Source organism: Collinsella sp. Sow4_E3, assembly GCF_052116285.1.
Lineage (GTDB): Bacteria > Actinomycetota > Coriobacteriia > Coriobacteriales > Coriobacteriaceae > Collinsella.
In genome coordinates, this window is record NZ_JBQKLJ010000008.1 from 42,912 (window position 1) to 63,694 (window position 20,783).

Sequence of the window (20,783 nt, forward strand, 5' to 3'; positions counted from 1 at the left end):
AATATGTCTGACAAGCGCCGCACCTTTGCCGTTATCGACGGCAACTCGCTCATGCACCGCGCCTTCCACGCCGTGCCGCCGACCATGAACGCGCCGGATGGTCGTCCCACCAACGCGATCTTTGGCTTTCTGAACATGTTTCTTAAGATGATCGATGCCTTTAGCCCCGACGGTGTGGTCGTGGCGTTTGACAAGGGCAAGCCGCGCGTGCGCATGGAGATGCTGCCGCAGTATAAGGCGCAGCGCCCGCCCATGGACCCCGATCTGCATGCGCAGTTTCCCATGATTAAGGAGCTGCTCACGGCGATCAACGTGCCAATTCTGCAGTCTGAGGGCTGGGAAGGCGACGATATCCTGGGAACCATGGCGCGCCTGGGTGAGGAGGCCGGCTGCGACATGCTGCTGGTGACCGGCGACCGTGACATGTATCAGCTTGTGACCGAGCACGTCAACGTGGTCTCGACTCGCAAGGGCCTGTCCGACGTGGCGATCATGACGCCCGAGAGCGTGGACGACCTGTATCACGGCATTACGCCGGCGCTCGTGCCCGATTTTTACGGTCTGAAGGGCGATACGTCGGACAACATTCCCGGCGTACCGGGCATCGGCCCCAAAAAGGCGAGCGCGCTCATCGCGCAGTACGGCAGCTTGGACGAGGTCATTGCGCATGCTGACGAGGTCAAGGGCAAGATGGGCGAGAACCTGCGTGCACACATCGACGATGCGCTGCTGAGCCGCAAGGTTGCGACCATCCGCACCGATGCACCTGTCGAGCTCGACTTTGACGCGACGTCCTTCCCATCGTTTTCTGCCGATGAGGTGTCCGCGGCGCTGGGCGCACTTGGCATTACGGCCATGCAGAACCGCTTCCTGGCGCTGATTGGCGGCGAGGGCGGGGTCGTGCCCGCTGCCAGCGCGTTCGAGATACCCGCGGTTTCGCGTGCCGCCGCCGGCGATGCTGAGGCACTTGCTGCTGTGGCGGCCGAGATCTCTCGCGCGATTGATGCGGGCGAGTGGGTCGCCGCCGTGGTGGACGATGACAAGGAGGAGGGTGCGCTCTTTGGTCTGACGCGTACGCTGTGGCTGGCGACGCCCAAGGGGCTCTTTGCGCTCGAGGAAGCCGATGACGGCACGCCTGCCGCTGTCGAGGGCTTCAATTCTGCCCACGGCGTGATCGCTGGCGTGCTCGCGCGCCTGTTTATGGAGGGCCGCGTGGCGAGCCCGGACATGAAGGCGTTGCTGCATGAGCTTTCGCCCATCGATTCTTCTGAGCCCGAGCTCATGGACCCGCTGGCAGTCGATTCCGTGCGCATCTTTGATACCGTGGTTGCCGCGTACCTGTTGGATTCCGACCGTTCCGAGTTTGACGAGGCATATCTGGCCGATACCTATCTGCAGATGGCGCTGCCTGCGGCGCGCGGTGCGGATGGTGCTGGCGAGGACGCTCCTGCTCCTGCTGCCCGTACCGCGGCGTTGACGCTGGCACTCGTGGCGCCGCTTCGCGACCGCATGGCCCGCGAGAACGCCGCCAACGTGTTCGATGGCATTGAGATGCCACTCGTGCCGGTGCTTGCCAAGATGGAGCGCGCGGGCATGCTCGTAGATTCCGACCGGCTGCGCAGCCTGTCCGAGGGCCTGGCGACCCAGATCACCGAGGTCGAGCGCTGCATTCGCGACCTGGCAGGTGATGAGACGTTTAACATCGGCAGTCCCATGCAGCTCTCGCACGTGCTCTTTGACGTTATGGGGCTTCCGACCAAGGGCCTCAAAAAGACCAAGCGCGGGTACTATTCGACCAACGCCAAGGTGCTGAGCGACCTTGCCCGTGACCACGAAATCGTGCGCCTGATTTTGGACTGGCGTGAGAAGTCCAAGATTAAGTCGACCTATCTGGACACGCTAGGTCCGCTGCGCCGTGGTGACGGTCGCGTGCACACCACGTACAACCAGACCATCACGGCAACGGGTCGCCTGTCCTCGAGCGACCCGAACCTGCAGAACATCCCGACGCGCTCTGAGCTGGGCCGTACCGTTAAGACGGCGTTTTCGGCAGGCGAGGGCAGCGTCTTTTTGGCGGTGGACTACTCGCAGATCGAGCTGCGTCTGCTCGCGCATCTCTCGGGTGACGAGCACCTGGTGCGCGCCTTTAACGAGGGCGAGGACTTCCATGCCGAGACGGCCGCGCGCGTGTTTGGCGTTTCCGTGTCCGAGGTAACGCCCGACCTGCGCAGTCGCGCCAAGGCCGTGAACTTTGGCATTGTGTATGGTCAGCAGGCGTACGGTCTGTCGCAGTCGCTACATATCTCGATGGCCGAGGCGCGCGACATGATCGATCGCTACTACGAGGCCTACCCGGGCGTGCGCACGTTCCTCGACAACGTGGTGGCGCGCGCCAAGCAGACGGGCTATGCCGAGACCATGTATGGCCGTCGTCGCCATATTCCAGAGCTCAAGGCCAAAAACCCGCAACTCCGTGGCTTTGGTGAGCGTACGGCCATGAACCACCCCATGCAGGGCACCGCCGCCGACATCATCAAGATCGCCATGGCCCGCGTAAGCCGCCGCCTGGAAGAAGAGGGCTTTGCCGCCCACATGATCTTGCAAGTGCACGACGAACTGGACTTTGAGTGCCCCGTCGACGAAGTCGAGCGCCTGACCGCCATGGTCCAAGACGTCATGGAACACGTCGTAGACCTCCGCGTACCCCTCATCGCCGAAGCCAGCACCGGCATAACCTGGGCCGATGCGAAATAGGAAAGCGCCCACAATTCCAAAGTAACTAAAGGCAGAAGGGGGCTCCTTGCCAACAAGGAGCCCCCTTCATTCCAAAAAATCAGCCAAGTATCTAGACACCCAAGACGCCATCTAGGCGGCAAGCAAGTCAACATAGCCATGCCCGGGGCCGGCCGTTTGATTTTTGTAGATTCCGCACGAGCCGGAAAGCACTTAATGTGCTTTCCGAGCGAGCCCAGGACCTGACCGAGCAAAAATCAAACGGCCGGCCCCGGGCGTGGCGGCGAGATAGATTACCGAGCCGCCAAGATGGCGTCGATGAGCGTCAGTACGCCCCCGTCGTTGTTGCTCGGAATGCGCCACTTGGCGTGCGCATTCATATGCTCTTCGGCATTGTCCACGATAAAGCTATGCCCGACGCGCTCGAGCATGGGGATGTCGTTGTAGGTGTCGCCCACGGCGGCGGCATCGGCGATATCGATGCCCAAGTGCTCGCACAGGTGCGCGACGCCGGCGCCCTTGTCGACGCCCAGGTTCATAAAGTCGATCCACTCGCGCCCGGCGTTGGTGACGTAGAGCTTGTCCGAGAACGCGGGGTTATAGGTCTCGCGGAACGCGGGCTCGGCGTCGTAGGCGGGGAAGAAGATCGAAATCTTGTTGGATTCGACGTCAAGACCCTCAAAGGTGTCGACGTAGTTGATGGCAGAATAGTAGATGCTGATCTCGTCGTGGTACTTGTGGTCGCGCGCCAAAACGTAAGCATCGTCATAGCAGCACAGGACGGGAACGGCGCGCGGGTCCTCCACGGCATGTGCCAGGACCTTGTGATACAGCGCCACATCGATGTTGCTCTTATAGATATAGTTGCCGCGATAGATGACGCAGGCTCCGTTGTCGGGACAAAAGGCGAGGCGGTTCTTGATGCCCTCGAACATCTCCTCGAGCTTGGGGGCGGGACGTCCGCTGGCGGGGCAGAATACGATGCCGGCTTCGGCGAGCTTGTCCAGGCGTTCGTCAAGGCCTTGCGGCAGCACGCGCTCGTCGGTCAGCAGCGTCTTGTCCATGTCGACGGCGATGAGCTTAATGTTTCCGATATTGGCGTCCGATTCGTAAGTTTGCATAAAAGCGAGCCTTTCGTTTCGAAATTGTTTCAGACGTTATAACCAACAACTCGTAACCAGGCGTATTTTCGCAGGAACGGAGCGTATTTGCACTGCATTTCACAAACTAATGAAAAAACTTTTCAGAAATTTGAATTTGTCGCTTGTGCAGCAGGCACTTTAGCGTAATATAGCGACCATCGAAAACGGAGACGGCAAAAGAGCCGCTTACCGAGGAAAAGGTACCGTTTGCGATATTAGAATTGCGCCCGGCGATAGGTGAAAGGAGAGGCAGATGCAGTTCGTACAGATCATCACCACTGCAGACAATGCCATCCGACGCCAGCGCGCAATTTCCCGACGACGATAACAATCGTCTCTGTCCGCATGGGGCGAATTGCCTCAACAGAGTCATTTTAAGGTCGTTGGGTTTTAGCACGACATTGCTGCATGTTTCTAGGGCATGTATGTGCTGATTTTTGCTATTTAACCTGATATTGCACGACATGTGACCTTGAAATGACTTGCAACTGACCGATGTTCTAACTAGCTACCAAGGGCGAAAGGAAACAGCCATGAGCAAGGAAAAAGTCGTTCTCGCATATTCCGGTGGTCTTGATACATCCGTATGTGTCAAGTGGCTCCAGGACGAGAAGAATCTCGATGTCGTTTGCGTCTGCGGCAACGTGGGCCAGGAGGAGACCGGCCTGGATGCCAAGAAACAGAAAGCGCTCGACCTGGGCGTTCTTGATTGCCAGGTGCTCGACCTGCGCGATGAGTTCTCCGATGAGTTCCTGACCAAGGCCATCGCCGCAAATTCCATGTACGAGAACAAGTACCCGCTGCTTTCCGCTCTGTCTCGCCCGCTGCTCGCCAAGAAGCTTGTCGAGGTCGCCCACGAGTTTGGCGCGACCTACGTCGCCCACGGCTGCACCGGCAAGGGTAACGACCAGGTTCGTTTTGAGGCTGCCGTCAAGGCCCTCGACCCCGAGCTTAAGGTTATCGCCCCGGTTCGCGAGTGGGATCTGAAGTGCCGTCCCGACGAGGTCGCCTATGCTCACGCCCACAACGTGCCGGTTCCCGAGGGTGCCAACGACAACCCCTATTCCATCGACGACAACCTGTGGGGTCGTGCCATTGAGTGCGGCCACCTGGAGGATCCCTGGAACGAGCCGCTCGACGACGCCTGGGTTATGACCAAGAATCCCGAGGACACGCCCGACACCCCGACCTACACCGAGATTGAGTTTGAGGCCGGCAAGCCCGTCGCCGTCGACGGCAAGAAGATGAAGCTCTCCGAGATCGTCATCGCCCTTAACAAGATTTCGGGCGATAACGGCTTTGGTCGTCTCGACCTGGTCGAGGATCGTCTGGTGGGCCTCAAGAGCCGCGAGTGCTATGAGGTTCCCGGCGCCCTGACGCTTATCACCGCCCACAAGGCGCTCGAGGATATTTGTGTCGAGGGCGATCTGCTCAAGACCAAGATTAAGCTCGAGCAGGATTGGGCCACCGCCGTGTACAACGGCCAGTGGTACAGCCCGCTCAAAAACGCACTCGACGCCTTTATGGCCGATACCCAGAAGTTCGTGACCGGTACCGTCCGCCTGAAGTTCTTTAAGGGCAACTGCCATGTTGTCGGCCGCAAGAGCCCCTTCAGCCTCTATGACTACGGTCTGGCCACCTACGACCGCGACACCACGTTTGACGAGAAGGCCAGCGCCGGCTTTATCGAGATCGACACGCTGTCGCTCAAGACGTGGGCCAAGGTCCAGGGTCCCAGCTCTGCTGCCGCCCAGGCTTAAGTCTTTCTCCCTTGGTATCCGCGCGGCCCATCCGCGTGATACATAACGGGCGCATGGGGTCCCTACCTTTCGTTATGCTTGCTGACACTTCTTAACATCGGTGGCCCCTACATTCCGCCCGCATATATGATGCCGCGCCTGCGGCTGAGTCCGAGCCCCGCCGGGGTTGTCCGGCGGGGCTCCTTCTATCAATTTGGCGGCTCTGCGCCTATTTATATGAGGAGTATCCATTATGTTCAATGCTATCGCGCATGCTTTACTTGCCCTCGCGCTCGAGTTCGATGCTGCAAAGGTCGAGGATGTCCCTATGAGCCCGAAGGCATGGATTGACGGCTCGGCAAGCAACGGCTGGCGGGAGTCGATGGGCGCCAAGTGCCTGGTGCGTCACTTCTTTGCAAATTAGCCACATGGTCTCGCGCTCGGTGGGGAATGTGCAAAACTAGCGGTTGATAAATCGCTTTAGCGACATGGCGCTTTGCTTTGGGCGCTTGTTTTGGTATTTAGAGAAAGGGGACGGTTCCATGGCTCTTTGGGGCGGTCGTTTTGAGGCAGGCGTGGCCAAGGTCACGCAGGAGTTTGGCGCGTCGCTGCCGGTCGACAAACATCTCTATAAGCAGGATATCGCTGGCTCTAAGGCACATGCCAAGATGCTGGCGGCCCAGGGCATTATCAGTGCAAAGGACGAGCAGGCGATTGCCGAGGGTCTGACCGCAATCGAACAGGATATCGATGCCGGCAACTTCACCTTCGATATCAACGACGAGGACATTCATATGTCCATCGAGAGCGAGCTGACCCGTCGCATCGGCGAGGCGGGCAAGCGCCTGCATACCGGGCGTTCGCGCAACGACCAGGTGGCGACCGATACGCGCCTGGGCGTCAAGGCGCTGGCCAAGGAGCTCATGGAGGCCAATCTTGAGCTGCGCCACGTGCTGGTGGATGCGGCCAAACAGTACAACAAGGTGATTCTGCCGGGTTACACGCACATGCAGCATGCTCAGCCCGTGCTGCTGTCGCATCATCTGCTGGCGTATTCTTGGATGTTCGCGCGCGACTTTACACGCCTGAAGGCCGCCTTTGATGCTGCCGACAACTGCCCGCTGGGCGCTGCCGCGCTTGCCGGTACGAGCTATCCGCTCGATCGTCAGATGACGGCCGCCGAACTTGGCTTTGCGGGCGTGATTCCCAACTCGCTCGATGCGGTTTCCGACCGTGATTTCCTCCTCGATCTGCATTACGCCGGCTCCGTCATGGCGATGCACCTGTCGCGTCTTTCCGAGGAGATCGTGCTGTGGTCGAGCTCCGAATTTGGCTTTATCACGCTTTCCGACTCGTATTCCACTGGCTCGTCCATCATGCCGCAGAAGAAGAACCCCGATTTTGCCGAGCTTATCCGCGGCAAGAGCGGCCGAGTCTATGGCAACCTGGTGCAGCTGCTCGTGACCATGAAGGGCCTGCCGCTCGCTTATAACAAGGACTTGCAGGAGGACAAGGAGGGCGCGCTCGATACCGCCCATACGCTCATGCAGTGCCTGTCCGTTATGGCCGGTATGATTTCGACCTGGACCGTCAACGAGGATGCCATGGCGCGCGAGTGCGGCGTGGGGCACCTTGCCGCCACCGATGTTGCCGATTACCTGGCCAAGCGTGGCCTGCCGTTCCGCGAGGCCCACGCCGTGGTGGGCCATTTGGTCCTGATGTGCGAGAAGCGCGGCTGCAATCTTGAGGACCTGCCGTTTGAGGTGTTCCAAGAGGCAAGCCCGCTCTTTGAGCACGACATTACCGAGGCGCTCGACATCCCGTCGATTGTCGCTGCACGCACGACCGAGGGCGGTACCGCCCCTGCCTCCGTTGCCGTGCAGCTGCAGCGTGCCCAGGCACAACTCGTTGCCGACGAAGGTGTGCTTGGATCGCTGACCAAGGTCGTCGAGATGGGCCACGGGGCAAAGTAAGGGTTTAGTTGAAGCGGCTTTGGCCATTTATTGATAAATCGTTTTTGCTTTTACGGGCGTCCGCTGCAGCGGACGCCCGTATTTTGTTGCAATGGGGAAGGGGCTTGTCGATAACTTCTGTAGGACCTTTGGGCAGGTTGTGAAGGGGCTACGTTCACGGGCGGCAACCGACCGTCCGCTCGGTTCGGTGCGGTTGATGCGCGGTCGGATGGTACTCTAATCGGGCTTCGAAACAGAAGTGACACATATGGAACGTTTTAATTAATTGTAGTGTTTCAATAAACAGTTTTTTGTTTAACTGCAGCTAAAACTCTGTTACGATGCAGTCCAGGCGGGTGCCGGAATGGGACTTGGGCACGCGCGAACCTACTTGAAAGGCTACCTTATGGCTATCGAGAAGACCTTCATCATGATTAAGCCCGACGCTGTGCGCGATCGCAAGATTGGCGAGATCGTTGCTCGCATTGAGCGTAGCGGCCTTGTCATCGAGCGCATGGAGATGACCACGCTCGAGCGTGCTACCGTCGAGGAGCACTACGCCCATCTGGCGGACAAGCCCTTCTTTGGCGGTCTCTGCGACTTTATGACGAGCGGTCCGGTCGTCAAGATGGTCGTTTCCGGTCTCTCCGCCGTCTCCAAGATGCGCACCCTTATGGGCGCTACCAACCCGCTTGACGCTGCCCCCGGCACCATCCGCGGCGACTTCGCTGTCGATGTCAACGCCAACGTGATCCACGGCTCCGACTGCCTGGAGAACGCCGAGATCGAGATCAAGCGCTTCTTTGGCTAAACCAGCTTTGACTCCTCAAAGCTGTTAGCGTGTGGCTTTGGCGCCGCGGAATTCCATCCGTGGCGCCCTTTTTATTCCAGTAGATTTCTAGGTATATCCCAAAAATCTACTAAACAGCCCCCGTCCGGATGTGTGTTCCGGACGGGGGCTGTCGTTAACGTATGGTGTTGTAAGTCTTTAGGCCTCGTCGACGACCTTGAGTCCGCGGGTTTGGTCGATCTCGTTGATGAGATTGACGCGACGCTCGTGGCGGCCGCCCTCAAACTCGGCGTCGAGCCACTCGTCGACAATCATCTTGGCGAGCTCGGAGCCCACGACGCGGGCACCAAAGGCGAGCACGTTGGTGTTGTTGTGCATGCGGGAGAGCTTGGCGCTGAAGGGCTCGGAGCACACGACGGCGCGTACGCCCTCGACCTTGTTGGCAGCCAGGCTAATCCCGACGCCGGTGCCACAGATGAGGATGCCCAGGTCGACGTCGCCGTTGGCAACGGCCTTACCCACCTTGTAGCCGGCGATGGGGTAGTCAAAGCTCTCGGAGGTGTCGGTGCCAAAGTTCACGACCTCGCAGCCGCGCTCCTTCAGGTGCTCGGAGATGATGTTCTTGAGCTCGACGGCGGCGTGGTCGTTACCGATACCGATCTTCATGGATGCTTCCTCTCTGGTCTGTGCGGCGAGATTGCTAAAGGTTTTACCGCGTTCGACTGCATGATAGCGCGACTTTTGTGTAAACGCTCGGGCGTTTTTTGCTCAAACGCTTTAGCATGCAATAAGACCGGCTTCTCATGAATAATGCCGCCAATTTGTGTTCGAGCGCCGTCCGCCGGAACCATGGTTGTGGTTTTTGATGCATTGTTATCAAATACAATAGCGAACTATTTTGAGAGCCCAGCCGTTATACAAGTAGGAGATACCTATGCCTGCCGATTCCCTTCGTGATACCGCGTTTTGCGATGTTTTGAACCGTGAGCTTGTCTGTGCGCTCGGCTGCACCGAGCCCATTGCCGTTGCCTATGCAGCGGCGCTGGCGAGCCAGACGCTCGGTTGCGAACCCAATCATATGGATGTTGCCTGCTCGGGCAACATCATCAAGAACGTAAAGAGCGTGACCGTGCCTAACTCGGGCGGTATGCATGGTATTGAAGCCGCGGCCGTGCTGGGTGCCGTGGGCGGCGACGCCAAGAGCGCGCTCGAGGTGCTCGAGAGTGTTGACGATAAAGACCGTGCTCGCGTGGCCGAGCTCCTCGCCGATGCCGGCTACTGCGATGTGTCGCTTGTCGAGGGCGTGCCCAACCTCTACATCAAGGTGACTGCCACGGCCGGGGGGCATACCGCGGTCGTCGAGATTACCGACCACCACACCAATGTCACGTGCCATACACTCGACGGTATTCCGGTATGCGGCAAGTCGGTGGGGGAGTGTGCCGCCTGCGCCGAGCGCGTGGTGGCCGAGCGCGCGGCAGATAGCGCCGACACGCCCATGTCGATCGAGACCATCATCGACTTTATTGAGGACGGCGATGTTGAGGGTGCTCGCGCTGCCGTTGAGCGTCAGATCGAGCTGAACGGCGCCATTAGCGCAGAGGGCTTGGCGCACGCTTGGGGTGCCGAGGTGGGCCGTACGCTGCTGGGCGCTCGTGCCGATGACGTCGCCTGCCGTGCCCGTGCCCGTGCAGCCGCCGGGTCCGACGCCCGCATGAACGGCTGCGCACTGCCGGTCGCCATTGTGTGCGGCTCGGGCAATCAGGGCATTACCTGTGCATTGCCCGTTATGGAATATGCCGAGTATCTGCGCTGCGACCACGAGCGCCTGGTGCGCGCCGTGATGCTGTCCGATCTTATTGCCGTGCATATCAAAAGCTATATTGGTGCACTTTCGGCGTTTTGCGGTGCTATTTGCGCCGCGTGCGGTGCCGGCGCTGCGATTACCTGGCTGTGCGGTGGCACGCGTGATCAGATCGGCGCGACGGTCTCGAATACGCTCGGCAACGTGGGCGGCATCGTGTGCGATGGCGCCAAGGCGAGCTGTGCCGCCAAGATTTCCGCAGCCGTTGATGCGGCGATTCTGGGCCACGATATGGCCATGCAGGGCCGCGGCTTCCGCGCCGGCGAGGGCCTGATCCAAGATACCGTTGAGCAGACGATCGCCAGCATGGGCTATGTGGGTCGCGTGGGTATGAAGGACACTGACGTCGAAATCCTCAACATCATGATCGGCAAAACCCAAGTTTGTTAGGACAATTCGTTGGCTACTTGGTGCTCGTAGAAGGCATCGATTACGGCGTTAAAGTCGCGGGCGAAGTCTTCCATGGTTCCGCGCCAGGTGGCTCGACTGGGTTTTCCCTGGCCAACATAGGCAGTTTGAATACCGCAGGCGGGGCTGGGGAAGTCGCGCTTGGGGTCGTTGCCCACCATAAGGACCTCGTGCGGTTCGAGCCCCATGGCCTGCAGCTGCTCCAGGTAATAGGTGGCATCGGGCTTGCAACGGGTGGCGTTTCCCATGTGCGTCACGAGCTCAAAGGGGGCGTCGGCCAGGTCACCCCAACCCATGCGGCATTCGATGGCCCCCTGGGGAAAGCTGGGGTTGGTAAAGAGTGCGCAACGCAGTCCTGCGTCCCGTACAGCCTGGAGTGCGGCATGTGCACCCGGCATGGCGTGGGCATTGATGGCATCGTCATTCTTGTACGGGAGAACTTCGCGTTCATAGTAGGTAAAAGCCTCGTAGATGAGTGGGTCCGAGAGGCAGATGCCGCACCTGCGCTCGACCTCGGTGCGGTAAAACTCAAGATTGGTGCGATTGTCCGTGCCGCTTCGGCGATTGGCGTTGAGGTCGACCAGGATGGTGCCGAGGCGTGCCATCGTGCCACCGCGGCTGCATCGTCCGATATCCGCGAGCATTGACGAGACATCCTTAAAATAGCGAAGGATAAACGCGTTGAGATTGATGCTGAGAAGCGTCTCGTCCATATCGAAAACGACTGCTTTGAGCACGCGGGCACCTTTCTCGAAAAATCGTTTAGAACGTTGGCTCCGGATACTTTACCCCAAAGCCGTATACTCAACTGCTTATCGTCAACTTATGGAGACGGTCGTTCACAAGATTGCGAAAAAGTCTCCATACGAGTAAAAAATCGCAGTTCACGCTTGAAATCGAAGTGATTTCCACGTAACCTATACGAACGTGATTGCATAAGCGTCACATTAGTATCTGTCGGCTCCCGAGTGTTCCTAAACGTTGTGTGCTTGTCGCACCCTTCTGTAGGTCCTAGCAATCGGGGCCCCGTAGTTCGAAAGGGGTCCACCTTTGAGTGAGATTCAGAACTCGTCCATTTTCTCTCTTGACGATGTCAACGAGGAGGAGATGAACAACCTCATCGACGGTACGATTACCGACTTTGATGAGGGCGATCTCGTTAACGGTACTGTCGTTAAGATCGAGCATGACGAGGTGCTCGTTGACATCGGATTCAAGTCCGAGGGCGTTATCCCGGTCCGCGAGCTGTCCATCCGCAAGGACGCTAACCCTGCAGACATCGTTGCACTCGGTGATTCCATCGAGGCCCTGGTTCTCCAGAAGGAGGACAAGGACGGTCGTCTGGTCCTTTCCAAGAAGCGTGCCGAGTACGAGCGTGCTTGGAACCGCATCGAGGAGAAGTTCAACTCCGGCGAGAACGTCGAGGGCGAGGTTATCGAGGTTGTCAAGGGCGGCCTGATCCTCGACATCGGCCTGCGTGGCTTCCTGCCCGCTTCCCTCGTCGACCTCCGTCGCGTCAAGGACCTCACCTCCTACATGGGCACCCGCATCGAGGCCCGCGTCATCGAGATGGACCGCAACCGCAACAACGTCGTTCTCTCCCGTCGCGTCGTGCTTGAGGAGTCCCGTAAGGCCGAGCGTTCCGAGATCCTGTCCAAGCTCAAGTCTGGCATGCGTCTCCAGGGCACCGTTTCCTCCATCGTCGACTTCGGCGCCTTCGTCGACCTCGGCGGTATCGACGGTCTCATCCACATCTCCGAGCTCTCCTGGAACCACGTCAACCATCCTTCCGAGGTTGTCAAGGTCGGCCAGGAGGTCGAGGTCGAGGTTCTCGACGTCGATCTCAACCGCGAGCGCATCTCCCTGGGTCTCAAGCAGACCACCGAGGATCCGTGGCGCGCACTGGTCAAGAAGTACCCCGTCGGCGCTATCGTCGAGGGCACTGTGACCAAGCTTGTCCCGTTTGGCGCTTTCGTCGATCTGGGCGAGGGCATCGAGGGCCTGGTGCACATCTCCGAGATGGCCAACAAGCACGTCGACCAGCCTTCTCAGGTCACCCACGTGGGCGACAAGGTTCAGGTCAAGGTCATGGAGATCGACCTCGACCGTCGTCGTATCTCCCTGTCTATGAAGTCCGCTGCAGAGACTCTGGGCGTCGAGATCGAGGTTACCCCGCTGCCTTCCGAGAAGAAGGACGAGGAGACCGACGCCGAGTAAATCGGTTTGACGATCACTTGCTTTAAGGGATCCGTCCGCAATGGACGGGTCCCTTTTTGCGTTTGCCGGTGAGGTGCGCAATGCTACTCGTGCGCAATGCTGTCCGGGCTGTTCACGGGGGCTATTGGGTTGTCGGTGCATGAAAATGCCGACATCCCGCCTCGGGGAGGAGGCGGGAACGCACCGAGTAGACGGAGGGGTGCGGAGCGCGGTCGCGTCTCGACTGGCGACGTTGCCCATCGACGACCCTATTGTACCGCATGGCATGGTTCTTGGTATATCGTGTCGAACGCTTGTGTTGTGCCTTTGCCTGCGGCAACGGTGTGTTACACTCTTGCACTGCTGAGTGGGCCAGACGGTCGCGCGATGTGCTGCTTGCGGCACGCGTGAGGAAAGTCCGGGCTCCAGAGGGCGGGATGCCGGCTAACGGCCGGGCGGAGTGATCCGACGGAAAGCGCCGCAGAAAAGAAGACTCCCACCTGCGCCGCAAGGCGTAAAGGGAAAAGCTGAAACGGTGGTGTAAGAGACCACCAGCGTCGTGGCAACACGGCGGCTTGGCAAGCCCCATCCGGAGCAAGCGCGAATAGGAACGCTATGGGCCGGCCCGGTCCGCGTTCGGGTAGCGTGCGTGGAGCTGCACGGTAACGTGCAGACAAGATAAATGACCGTTCATGACAGAACCCGGCTTATAGGCCCACTCAGCTTTCTTGTCGACGCTGCGACGGCGTCAGCTGGCCGATTTGGCGCTCATTCGTCGGTCGCCGCCATAAGGCGTGCTCCCTCCTCTTTCGGGCCAAATCGACTCAGCTGACGCCGTCTCGCTTTCTTTGCCTGGTCATAAACGCCCTCTTTTTTGTTGTAATCTCGTCTTTCAAGGCACCTTGCTCGCGCTGACGGGTTCTTGCTTTCGTTGGCGGAATCATCGGCGGTTCCGTTTTTGGCATCTCGCTGTTTTTGCCTGGTCATTGGCGTTGCCGTTCTATTTACCGGGATTATCGGTACGGCCTTTGCCGTATTATTGAGGCTGTTTGTTGCCGCGCTTAGTTTTGTTGAGGGGCTTTGTTGGACAGCTATTTTACTCTGCGATCGAATATTGAGGCTTCTGGCGAGTTTGTGGATCGCAAGAGCCGGTTTATTGCCCAGCTGGTCCATATTGAATCCGAGGATGAGGCGAATGCCTTCATCGAGATGGTTCGCAAGCGTCATTACGACGCTCGACACAATGTTCCCGCGTGGATTTTGGTCGATGGACGCGAGCGTCAGAGTGATGACGGTGAGCCGAGCCGCACGAGCGGCATGCCGACGCTCGAGGTGTTGCGCGGCGCTGGGCTCAAAAATGTTTGCTGCGTGGTGACGCGCTATTTTGGCGGCACGCTGTTGGGGCCCGGTGGCTTGGTGCGCGCCTATACCGCGGCGACGCAGGCGGCGGTGGCAGCTGCTCAGGAGGCAGGGCAGGTTGTTGAGATGACGAGCGTCGTGCCTGTTGACGTGCACGTGGCCTATCCGCAGTATGAGCAGGTGCTTCGTTTGGCGCAGGATTTGGGTGCCAAGGTTTCGGATACCGATTACGCGGATGCCGTGACGATTCATTTGGTGTTTAAGGCGGGGGAGCAGGAGCCGTTTTGCGCTAAGATGCGCGAGCTTATGGCGGGGCGCGAGGAGATTGAGGTCGGCGCTCCCAAATTTGCCGAGTTCTAACGGCGACGGCCGGCGTGCTTTTGGATGAATCCCAAGCACGCCGGCCGTCGTTTTCTGTTGCCGCCGTTTACTCGGCGAGCTGCTTTAGCACATCGCAGGCGATCTCGATGGCGTCGTCGATGCAGCCGGGGCAGCTGCGGAGCGGACCATTGTCCGATCCGATGCCCTTGAGCGTGCCGCAGACGGTCGTCGTGTTTTTCGTTTTAAAACGCTTGGCGATTTCGCGCGACAGCTTGTAAGTCTGGCCCTTGGTCTTGGGGTTATCCATGCCGTCGCTCATTACAAAGCCCATGATGGCCACGGCGCCCGAGATGGCGCCGCAGGTCTCGGTCATGCCGCCCATGCCGGCGCCAAAGCCCTCGGTGAGGATAAAGGCGGTCTGGGGGTCGAGCCCGACGGCGGGTGCGAGCGTGCAGGCGACGGCCTGTGCGCAGTTAAAGCCACGGGCGTGGTATTCGGCAGCCTGAGCCTGACAGGCGGTGATGTCGAGCTGGGCAGTATCGATTTGCTTCATCGTTGTCTCCTCGGTAACGGTGTACTCGCCTATGGTACCCTTGCCGACGCATTTGTTCATCGAAAGCCTCATGTATGCCTCATTTTTATCTATCGAATAAATGCCAAGATCTGCGATAAATGCCCCCGGTTGATTTGTCTCATAACCTACCTTGGGGATGGGTTGAGAGGGGTGCGGGGTAGCGGTATCGTGAACCGGATAAAAATGTAACCCAGGCAAGGGAGCTAGATATGAGCGAGCAGACCATCGGTACGACATGTGTTCAGGGCGGCTATCACCCGGGAGACGCGGAGCCGCGCCAGGTGCCCATCTACCAGTCCACCACGTGGAAGTATGACACGTCCGAGCACATGGGCAAGCTGTTTGACCTGGAGGAGTCTGGCTATTTCTACAGCCGTCTGCAGAACCCTACGTGCGATCTGGTTGCCGCCAAGATCTGCGAGATGGAGGGCGGCACCGCTGCGATGCTCACGAGCTCGGGCATGGCTGCGAACTTCCTCGCGATCTTTAACGTGGCCGGCGCCGGCGATCATGTGGTCGCAAGCTCGGCCATCTACGGCGGTACCTACAACCTGCTTGCCCATACCATGGGTCGTATGGGCGTTACCTGCACGTTCGTTGCCCCCGATTGCACCGATGAGGAGCTCGAGGCAGCCTTTGAGCCCAATACCAAACTCGTCTTTGGCGAGACGATCGCCAACCCCGCCCTTGCCGTGCTCGATATTGAGCGCTTTGCCAAGGCCGCGCATGACCACGGCGTGCCGCTGATGGTCGACAACACCTTCCCGACGCCCGTGATGTGCCGTCCCTTTGAGTGGGGCGCCGATATCGTTACGCACTCCACCACCAAGTACATGGATGGACATGGGGCCTGCCTGGGCGGCGTGATCGTCGACCACGGCCAGTTTGACTGGATGGCCCATGCGGACAAGTTCCCGGGTCTCACCACGCCCGATGAGAGCTACCACGGCGTGACCTATGCCGAGAAGTTCGGTCGCGAGGGCGCCTTCATTACCAAGGCAACCGCTCAGCTCATGCGCGACCTCGGCCCCATGCAGAACCCGCAGGCGGCGTTTTTCCTGAACAGCTCGCTCGAGAGCCTGCATGTGCGCATGCCGCGTCATTGCGAGAACGGCCTGGCTGTTGCCAAGTTCCTGCAGAGCCATCCCAAGGTGCGCTTCGTGAGCTATCCGGGTCTGGAGGGCGACAAGTACTATGACCTAGCTCAAAAGTACATGCCCAACGGTACCTGCGGCGTTGTGAGCTTTGGCTTTAACGGTGGTCGCGCGGCGGCCGAGACCTTTATGAAGAGCCTCAAGCTCGCTCAGATCGCCACGCATGTGGCCGACGCCCGCACTTGCTGCCTGCATCCCGCTAACGCCACGCACCGCCAGATGAACGATGAGGAGCTTATCGCCTGTGGTATCTCCGCCGACATGGTGCGCCTGTCGTGCGGCCTCGAGGACACGGCCGATCTGATTGCCGACCTTGAGCAGGCGCTCGAGCAGTGCTAGGCTAGCGTTCGTGCAAGGCGCCGATGCCGGCAGAAAGCTTCGGCGACCTTTAGCTCCGATACCGCAGACGGGGCCCCAATCGCGACTGTTTACAGGCGATTGGGGCCCCGTTTTTGTGTTGCGCCGCTCGAAAGGATGGATATGGAGAAAACCGCAGAGCAGCTGCGCCGCGAACACATCGCTCTTGAGGGAGACACCCATGGCAAGAACAAATGGGCGATTCTGTTTACGGTGCTCATCATGACGTTTATAGTGTGTCTGGATTCGACCGTCGTGACCGTGGCGCTGCCCGTGATGCAAAAGGAACTGGGCGTGGGCCTCGATCGCATTCAGCTGGTAAGCTCGGTGTATCTGCTTGCGGCTTTGCGGTGCGATGCGGCTTGTGGGGCGGGCGGGGGTCGGTCCGTGGTAGACTATCGAACAACGTTTATTAATCGCGCGGTATCGTTGCCGTGAGAAGGGGTTGCGCCATGCAGGAGCTTGAGGACCGTATTCGCCATGACGGCATCGTAAAGGCCGGTAATGTCCTTAAGGTTGATGCTTTCCTCAACCACCAGTGCGACGTTAAACTGTTTGACCACATGGGTGCCGAGTGGGCCCGTCTGTTCGAGGATGTCGAGATTAACAAGATCCTTACGATCGAGGCTTCGGGCATTGGCATGGCCTGCATCGCGGCCCAGCATTTTGGCGGCGTGCCGGTGGTCTTTGCCAAGAAGGCGCAGTCCATCAACCTCGACGGCGAGCAGTATGCCACGACCATCTACTCCTTTACCAAGCAGAGGGAGTACCCGGTCATCGTTGGCAAGCGCTTCCTGTCCGAGGGCGACAAGGTCCTGATTATCGACGACTTCCTGGCCAACGGATGCGCGCTCGAGGGTCTTATCAAAATCTGCGAGGCTGCGGGTGCCGAGGTGTCCGGCATTGGCATTGCGGTGGAGAAGGGCTTCCAGGGCGGTGGCGATAAGCTCCGCAAGCGCGGCTTCCGTGTTGAGAGCCTGGCCCGTATCGCCGATATGGACTGTGAGAACGGCGAGATCACCTTCGCCTAAGCGCGCAACACAAGCGATTGGTATGCGATGTGACAAAGGGACTGTCCCTTTGTCACATTTTTTGTATGAGGGGAGGTGTTGATATGGATGAGAACACGATGGGATGGCGTGAGTATGCGCGCTATGCCGAGATGTCGGTCGAGGAGCTGGCGCGCGATTGCGAGGTGCAGGTGTTTCGCGCGACGGGTCCGGGTGGGCAAGGCGTGAACACGACGGACTCGGCGGTGCGCATGAAACATATCCCTACGGGGATTACCGTGACGGCGCGCGAGAGTCGCAGCCAGTTCCAAAATCGTAGCTGCTGTTTGCGTAAGCTGCGCGCTGAGCTTGAGCGTCGCGGGCGTCCACCGCGTCGACGCGTAAAGACCAAGGTGCCTCAGCGCTCTCGCCAGCGCAGACTTAATGACAAGCACTTCAACGCCATTAAAAAGGCCAACCGCCGCAAGCCGGGCGGGGAGGAGTGATCTTCTCGATAAGTTGCGGTGAAATAGGGACTGTTTTGCGGCTTTACCTGCATAAACAGTCCCTATTTCACCGCAACTTAGGGGTGGTTAGCGGGTTGGACGCCAGACTTGGAGGGCACCGGGTAGGATGTCGACTTCGATGCGCGAGGCGATAACAGGTTCGCCGTCGGCCTGGATGGGGTAGTCGGGCTCCTCAAAGGTGAGCTCGGCATGGCGGCAGCGACGCATGCAAACCGGCGGCAACTTGGTATGGTGGCCGTCCTTGGCCGAAAGGAACATGGGAAGCGCGACCGCGCGCGGAACGGGGCCGCAGGCGTAGCAAACGTCGAGCATGCCGTCGCACGGGTCGGCGTCGGGACAGATGCGATAGCCCGAGCCATAGGTGGGGCCCAGCTGAATCGCCATGATGATCGCCCTCACGCGCTCGGCGGGCGCGCCGTCAAAGCTGACTGTCATGGGGTAGTTGCGATAGCGCAGGCCAAACTGTTCAAGTCCCGAGAGGGTGTAGAGCGGAGCGCCGGTGAGGCCCGTCTTTTTGCGCAGCTCGGTGGTGCCCAGGCCGATGGCGGCGTCAATACCGACGGAGAGCGTCTGGTCGTAGTACTCAACGGAAGCCTCGCCGCTACCGCTTGCGGGGTTCCATGAGCGAATGCGACCGATGTCCTGACGCTGCAGCTCGCAGGTGAGCAGCGCGCCAAAATCCTTGCCGGAGAAATCTTCTATACCGAGCGTTTGGGCAAAATCGTTGCCGGAACCCACGGGTAGGATGGCAAGAGCGGGGCGGGGGTCCTCCTTTTGTGTCATAAGCCCGTTGAGGACCTCGTGGATCACACCGTCGCCGCCAAGGGCGATAACGGTGCGATAGCCCTGAGCCTGTGCGGCCAGCTCCTTGGCGTGTCCCATACACTCGGTCAATACCAGGTCAAACTCGGATGCGCGTGCAGTCATGTCCAAAAAGCGTTGCAGGCGCTCGGCAACTTCGCGCGCCGCACCCGATTGGGCGGCTGGGTTGGCGATGATGAGCGTTCGACCAAAATCAGTTGCGTGCATGGGCGGCTCCCGGCGTATGGCGTGACGGTGCGGTCGCGCTCGGGTCCAATTGCCCCCCGATTGTGGCTGCACGGCGAATACTAACGTCTACTCTATCAGGTCGTTGTGGCGCTCGATAGCATCCGCTACCGTACCGCCCTCATCCACTATAAGCGAACGGCGCTTGGGTGAGATGATGCGCTGGGCAGGGTACACTCCGCGGTGTCCGCCGGCGAGATAGCTGATAAAGGCCACGATGACAAAGAACCCGGCGGCCGTGCCGTGGAACAGGTCGATGGCCATCATGCAGGTGGTGATGGGCACGTTAAGGCCGGCACAGAACACGCCGAGCATGCCGAGAGCCGCTAGAAAACTGGGGTCGAGCCCGGTAAGGCAACCGATCCAGCCACCGAGTGCCGCACCGATGCCAAACAGGGGCGTGACCTCGCCGCCTTGGAAACCGGCACCCAGGGTGAGTGCCGTTACGACGAGCTTGATGGCGGCGTCGGCGAGGGTGGTGTTGCCGGCAAACCCGGCGCCCGAAAGCCACGTGGAAAGGCCGGCGTAGTCCCAGGCGTCGAGGAGGGCATAGACAGCCAAAACCACGAGTGCGCCTATAAGTGCGCGAACGAGGTAATTGGTGATAAAGCGACCGTACAGGCTCTTGACGGTTCGAACCGACCAGGCAAAGAGGCGTGCCGTCAGACCGAAGATAATGGCGCTGATAACAACGATAGCGACCGTTTTGGGCGTCATGGCGGGAACGCTGGCGATGGCATTCGCTTCGTACTCGGTACCCAGGGCGAGTGATGTAAAGTAGCCGGTAAACGAGGCGACCAGGCAGTAGATCCCTGCGGTGTAGTCGATCTTGCCGATAAAGCACATCTCCATGCCAAAGAAAGCTCCGGCAAGGGGAGAGCCGAATACGGCGCCAAAGGCCGACGAGATGCCGGCGAGCATGAGGTCGTGGTGGTCATGCTTTTTGAGGTGGGCGAGGCTTGAGATGTTGCTGGCGATGGTGCCGCCAATCTGCACCGCGGCTCCCTCGCGACCGGCCGATCCGCCCGTTAGGTGCGTGAGCGTGGAGCAGACGAAGGTGAGGACGGCCATGCGCTTATGGATGAGGCGTGTGCCCAGAGCGGAGTCGATGACCAGGTTGTTACCGCGTTTGGCGGCAAGACCGTGGTTTTTGTACGCCCATGCGGTGGCAACGCCCACAACGGGAAGCAGCGCGTAAATCCACGTATGGTGCTCGCGATAGTCGGTCGCGATATTCAACGAGGCCAAAAACGCCCAAGCGGCAACGCCCATGGCGAGCGAGACGATGACGACGAGCACGAGCAACTTAGCGCTCGCGAGTAGGTTGTGGGCATTGCGGCGCGTGTCGGCAGCCAAGAGATGCTCGGAGCGGGTGAGCTGTTGCCTGCCTGCCATGATGACGTCGTTCAGGGAGAAAAAGCCGCCGTTGTCGAGCGACTGGGAATGATCCTGCGCCTCGTTTGCGCTTTCGGGTTTGTCGGTAAAAGCCATGCGGTCCTCTTTTAGGTTGCAACACGAGCATTATAGAACGTGCCAAACGTGACAAACCGGCAGGTTGGTTTCGGTTCTGTTTCGCGGCTTGCGGCCGACAGATGTATTCGAGAACGTGGGTCGTTTCGCCGCCGTGCGGC

The 20,783-nt window shown here is 59.5% G+C and carries 18 protein-coding genes and 1 other RNA gene; 13 read left to right on the forward strand and 6 right to left on the reverse strand.

Annotation, left to right across the window (positions count from 1 at the left end):
• Window positions 1-3 precede the first annotated feature (3 nt).
• Window positions 4-2,754, forward strand: coding sequence for a DNA polymerase I (polA, locus tag ACTQ48_RS06375; protein WP_441570398.1), 2,751 nt, complete (start codon window positions 4-6; stop codon window positions 2,752-2,754).
• A 272-nt stretch (window positions 2,755-3,026) separates the two neighbouring features.
• On the opposite strand, the gene ACTQ48_RS06380 is transcribed toward polA, so the two are convergent.
• Window positions 3,027-3,854 (reverse strand): HAD family hydrolase, encoded by an 828-nt coding sequence (locus tag ACTQ48_RS06380; RefSeq protein ID WP_441570399.1) that lies wholly within the window; start codon window positions 3,852-3,854, stop codon window positions 3,027-3,029.
• Window positions 3,855-4,408: 554 nt separating this feature from the next.
• Between ACTQ48_RS06380 and ACTQ48_RS06385 the strand changes: the two genes are divergently transcribed.
• The 4 genes from ACTQ48_RS06385 (at window position 4,409) to ndk (ending at window position 8,377) form a co-directional block, all read left to right on the forward strand.
• Window positions 4,409-5,635, forward strand: coding sequence for an argininosuccinate synthase (locus ACTQ48_RS06385; RefSeq protein WP_035138001.1), 1,227 nt, complete (start codon window positions 4,409-4,411; stop codon window positions 5,633-5,635).
• A 232-nt stretch (window positions 5,636-5,867) separates the two neighbouring features.
• Window positions 5,868-6,038, forward strand: coding sequence for a hypothetical protein (locus ACTQ48_RS06390; protein ID WP_441570400.1), 171 nt, complete (start codon window positions 5,868-5,870; stop codon window positions 6,036-6,038).
• Window positions 6,039-6,156: 118 nt separating this feature from the next.
• A complete protein-coding gene (gene argH, locus ACTQ48_RS06395) occupies window positions 6,157-7,587 on the forward strand; it encodes an argininosuccinate lyase (protein WP_441570401.1) in 1,431 nt (476 codons plus the stop codon).
• Window positions 7,588-7,972: 385 nt separating this feature from the next.
• Window positions 7,973-8,377 (forward strand): nucleoside-diphosphate kinase, encoded by a 405-nt coding sequence (gene ndk / locus ACTQ48_RS06400; RefSeq protein WP_055251725.1) that lies wholly within the window; start codon window positions 7,973-7,975, stop codon window positions 8,375-8,377.
• A gap of 177 nt (window positions 8,378-8,554) precedes the next feature.
• On the opposite strand, the gene rpiB is transcribed toward ndk, so the two are convergent.
• Window positions 8,555-9,022 (reverse strand): ribose 5-phosphate isomerase B, encoded by a 468-nt coding sequence (gene rpiB / locus ACTQ48_RS06405; protein WP_427719257.1) that lies wholly within the window; start codon window positions 9,020-9,022, stop codon window positions 8,555-8,557.
• Between the two features lie 268 nt (window positions 9,023-9,290).
• Here rpiB and ACTQ48_RS06410 point away from each other — a divergent pair, with 268 nt between their 5' ends.
• Window positions 9,291-10,610 (forward strand): L-cysteine desulfidase family protein, encoded by a 1,320-nt coding sequence (locus ACTQ48_RS06410; RefSeq protein WP_441570402.1) that lies wholly within the window; start codon window positions 9,291-9,293, stop codon window positions 10,608-10,610.
• Here the strand turns inward: ACTQ48_RS06410 and ACTQ48_RS06415 are convergent.
• The gene (locus tag ACTQ48_RS06415) at window positions 10,607-11,365 is read right to left on the reverse strand and encodes an HAD family hydrolase (protein ID WP_427719687.1); all 759 of its coding nucleotides are present in this window, start codon (window positions 11,363-11,365) and stop codon (window positions 10,607-10,609) included. The two genes, ACTQ48_RS06410 and ACTQ48_RS06415, sit on opposite strands and share 4 nt — an antisense overlap.
• A gap of 313 nt (window positions 11,366-11,678) precedes the next feature.
• Here ACTQ48_RS06415 and rpsA point away from each other — a divergent pair, with 313 nt between their 5' ends.
• The 3 genes from rpsA (at window position 11,679) to ACTQ48_RS06430 (ending at window position 14,543) form a co-directional block, all read left to right on the forward strand.
• The gene (gene rpsA, locus ACTQ48_RS06420; protein WP_154515317.1) at window positions 11,679-12,845 is read left to right on the forward strand and encodes a 30S ribosomal protein S1; all 1,167 of its coding nucleotides are present in this window, start codon (window positions 11,679-11,681) and stop codon (window positions 12,843-12,845) included.
• Between the two features lie 343 nt (window positions 12,846-13,188).
• Window positions 13,189-13,550, forward strand: an RNA gene (gene rnpB / locus ACTQ48_RS06425) — RNase P RNA component class A.
• A 354-nt stretch (window positions 13,551-13,904) separates the two neighbouring features.
• The gene (locus ACTQ48_RS06430) at window positions 13,905-14,543 is read left to right on the forward strand and encodes a YigZ family protein (RefSeq protein ID WP_441570403.1); all 639 of its coding nucleotides are present in this window, start codon (window positions 13,905-13,907) and stop codon (window positions 14,541-14,543) included.
• Window positions 14,544-14,610: 67 nt separating this feature from the next.
• On the opposite strand, the gene ACTQ48_RS06435 is transcribed toward ACTQ48_RS06430, so the two are convergent.
• Entirely contained in the window at window positions 14,611-15,129 is a 519-nt protein-coding gene (locus ACTQ48_RS06435; RefSeq protein ID WP_441570404.1) for a C-GCAxxG-C-C family protein, read from the reverse strand.
• A gap of 158 nt (window positions 15,130-15,287) precedes the next feature.
• Between ACTQ48_RS06435 and ACTQ48_RS06440 the strand changes: the two genes are divergently transcribed.
• The 4 genes from ACTQ48_RS06440 (at window position 15,288) to ACTQ48_RS06455 (ending at window position 18,084) form a co-directional block, all read left to right on the forward strand.
• Window positions 15,288-16,571: an O-acetylhomoserine aminocarboxypropyltransferase/cysteine synthase family protein gene (locus ACTQ48_RS06440; protein WP_427719685.1), complete on the forward strand. Its 1,284-nt coding sequence runs from the start codon at window positions 15,288-15,290 to the stop codon at window positions 16,569-16,571.
• A gap of 141 nt (window positions 16,572-16,712) precedes the next feature.
• Complete coding sequence (locus ACTQ48_RS06445) at window positions 16,713-17,027, forward strand: hypothetical protein (protein WP_441570405.1); 315 nt, start codon at window positions 16,713-16,715, stop codon at window positions 17,025-17,027.
• A 14-nt stretch (window positions 17,028-17,041) separates the two neighbouring features.
• Window positions 17,042-17,620, forward strand: coding sequence for a xanthine phosphoribosyltransferase (locus ACTQ48_RS06450; RefSeq protein ID WP_441570406.1), 579 nt, complete (start codon window positions 17,042-17,044; stop codon window positions 17,618-17,620).
• A 98-nt stretch (window positions 17,621-17,718) separates the two neighbouring features.
• Window positions 17,719-18,084 carry a peptide chain release factor family protein gene (locus ACTQ48_RS06455; RefSeq protein WP_154515584.1) on the forward strand — a complete coding sequence of 122 codons (366 nt, stop codon included), beginning with the start codon at window positions 17,719-17,721 and terminating at the stop codon, window positions 18,082-18,084.
• Window positions 18,085-18,171: 87 nt separating this feature from the next.
• On the opposite strand, the gene ACTQ48_RS06460 is transcribed toward ACTQ48_RS06455, so the two are convergent.
• Together ACTQ48_RS06460 and ACTQ48_RS06465 are read right to left on the reverse strand one after the other, a co-directional pair.
• Window positions 18,172-19,134, reverse strand: coding sequence for a diacylglycerol/lipid kinase family protein (locus ACTQ48_RS06460; RefSeq protein ID WP_441570407.1), 963 nt, complete (start codon window positions 19,132-19,134; stop codon window positions 18,172-18,174).
• Between the two features lie 87 nt (window positions 19,135-19,221).
• Window positions 19,222-20,643, reverse strand: a complete 1,422-nt coding sequence (locus ACTQ48_RS06465; RefSeq protein ID WP_441570408.1) for a chloride channel protein — start codon at window positions 20,641-20,643, stop codon at window positions 19,222-19,224.
• Window positions 20,644-20,783: the final 140 nt, after the last annotated feature.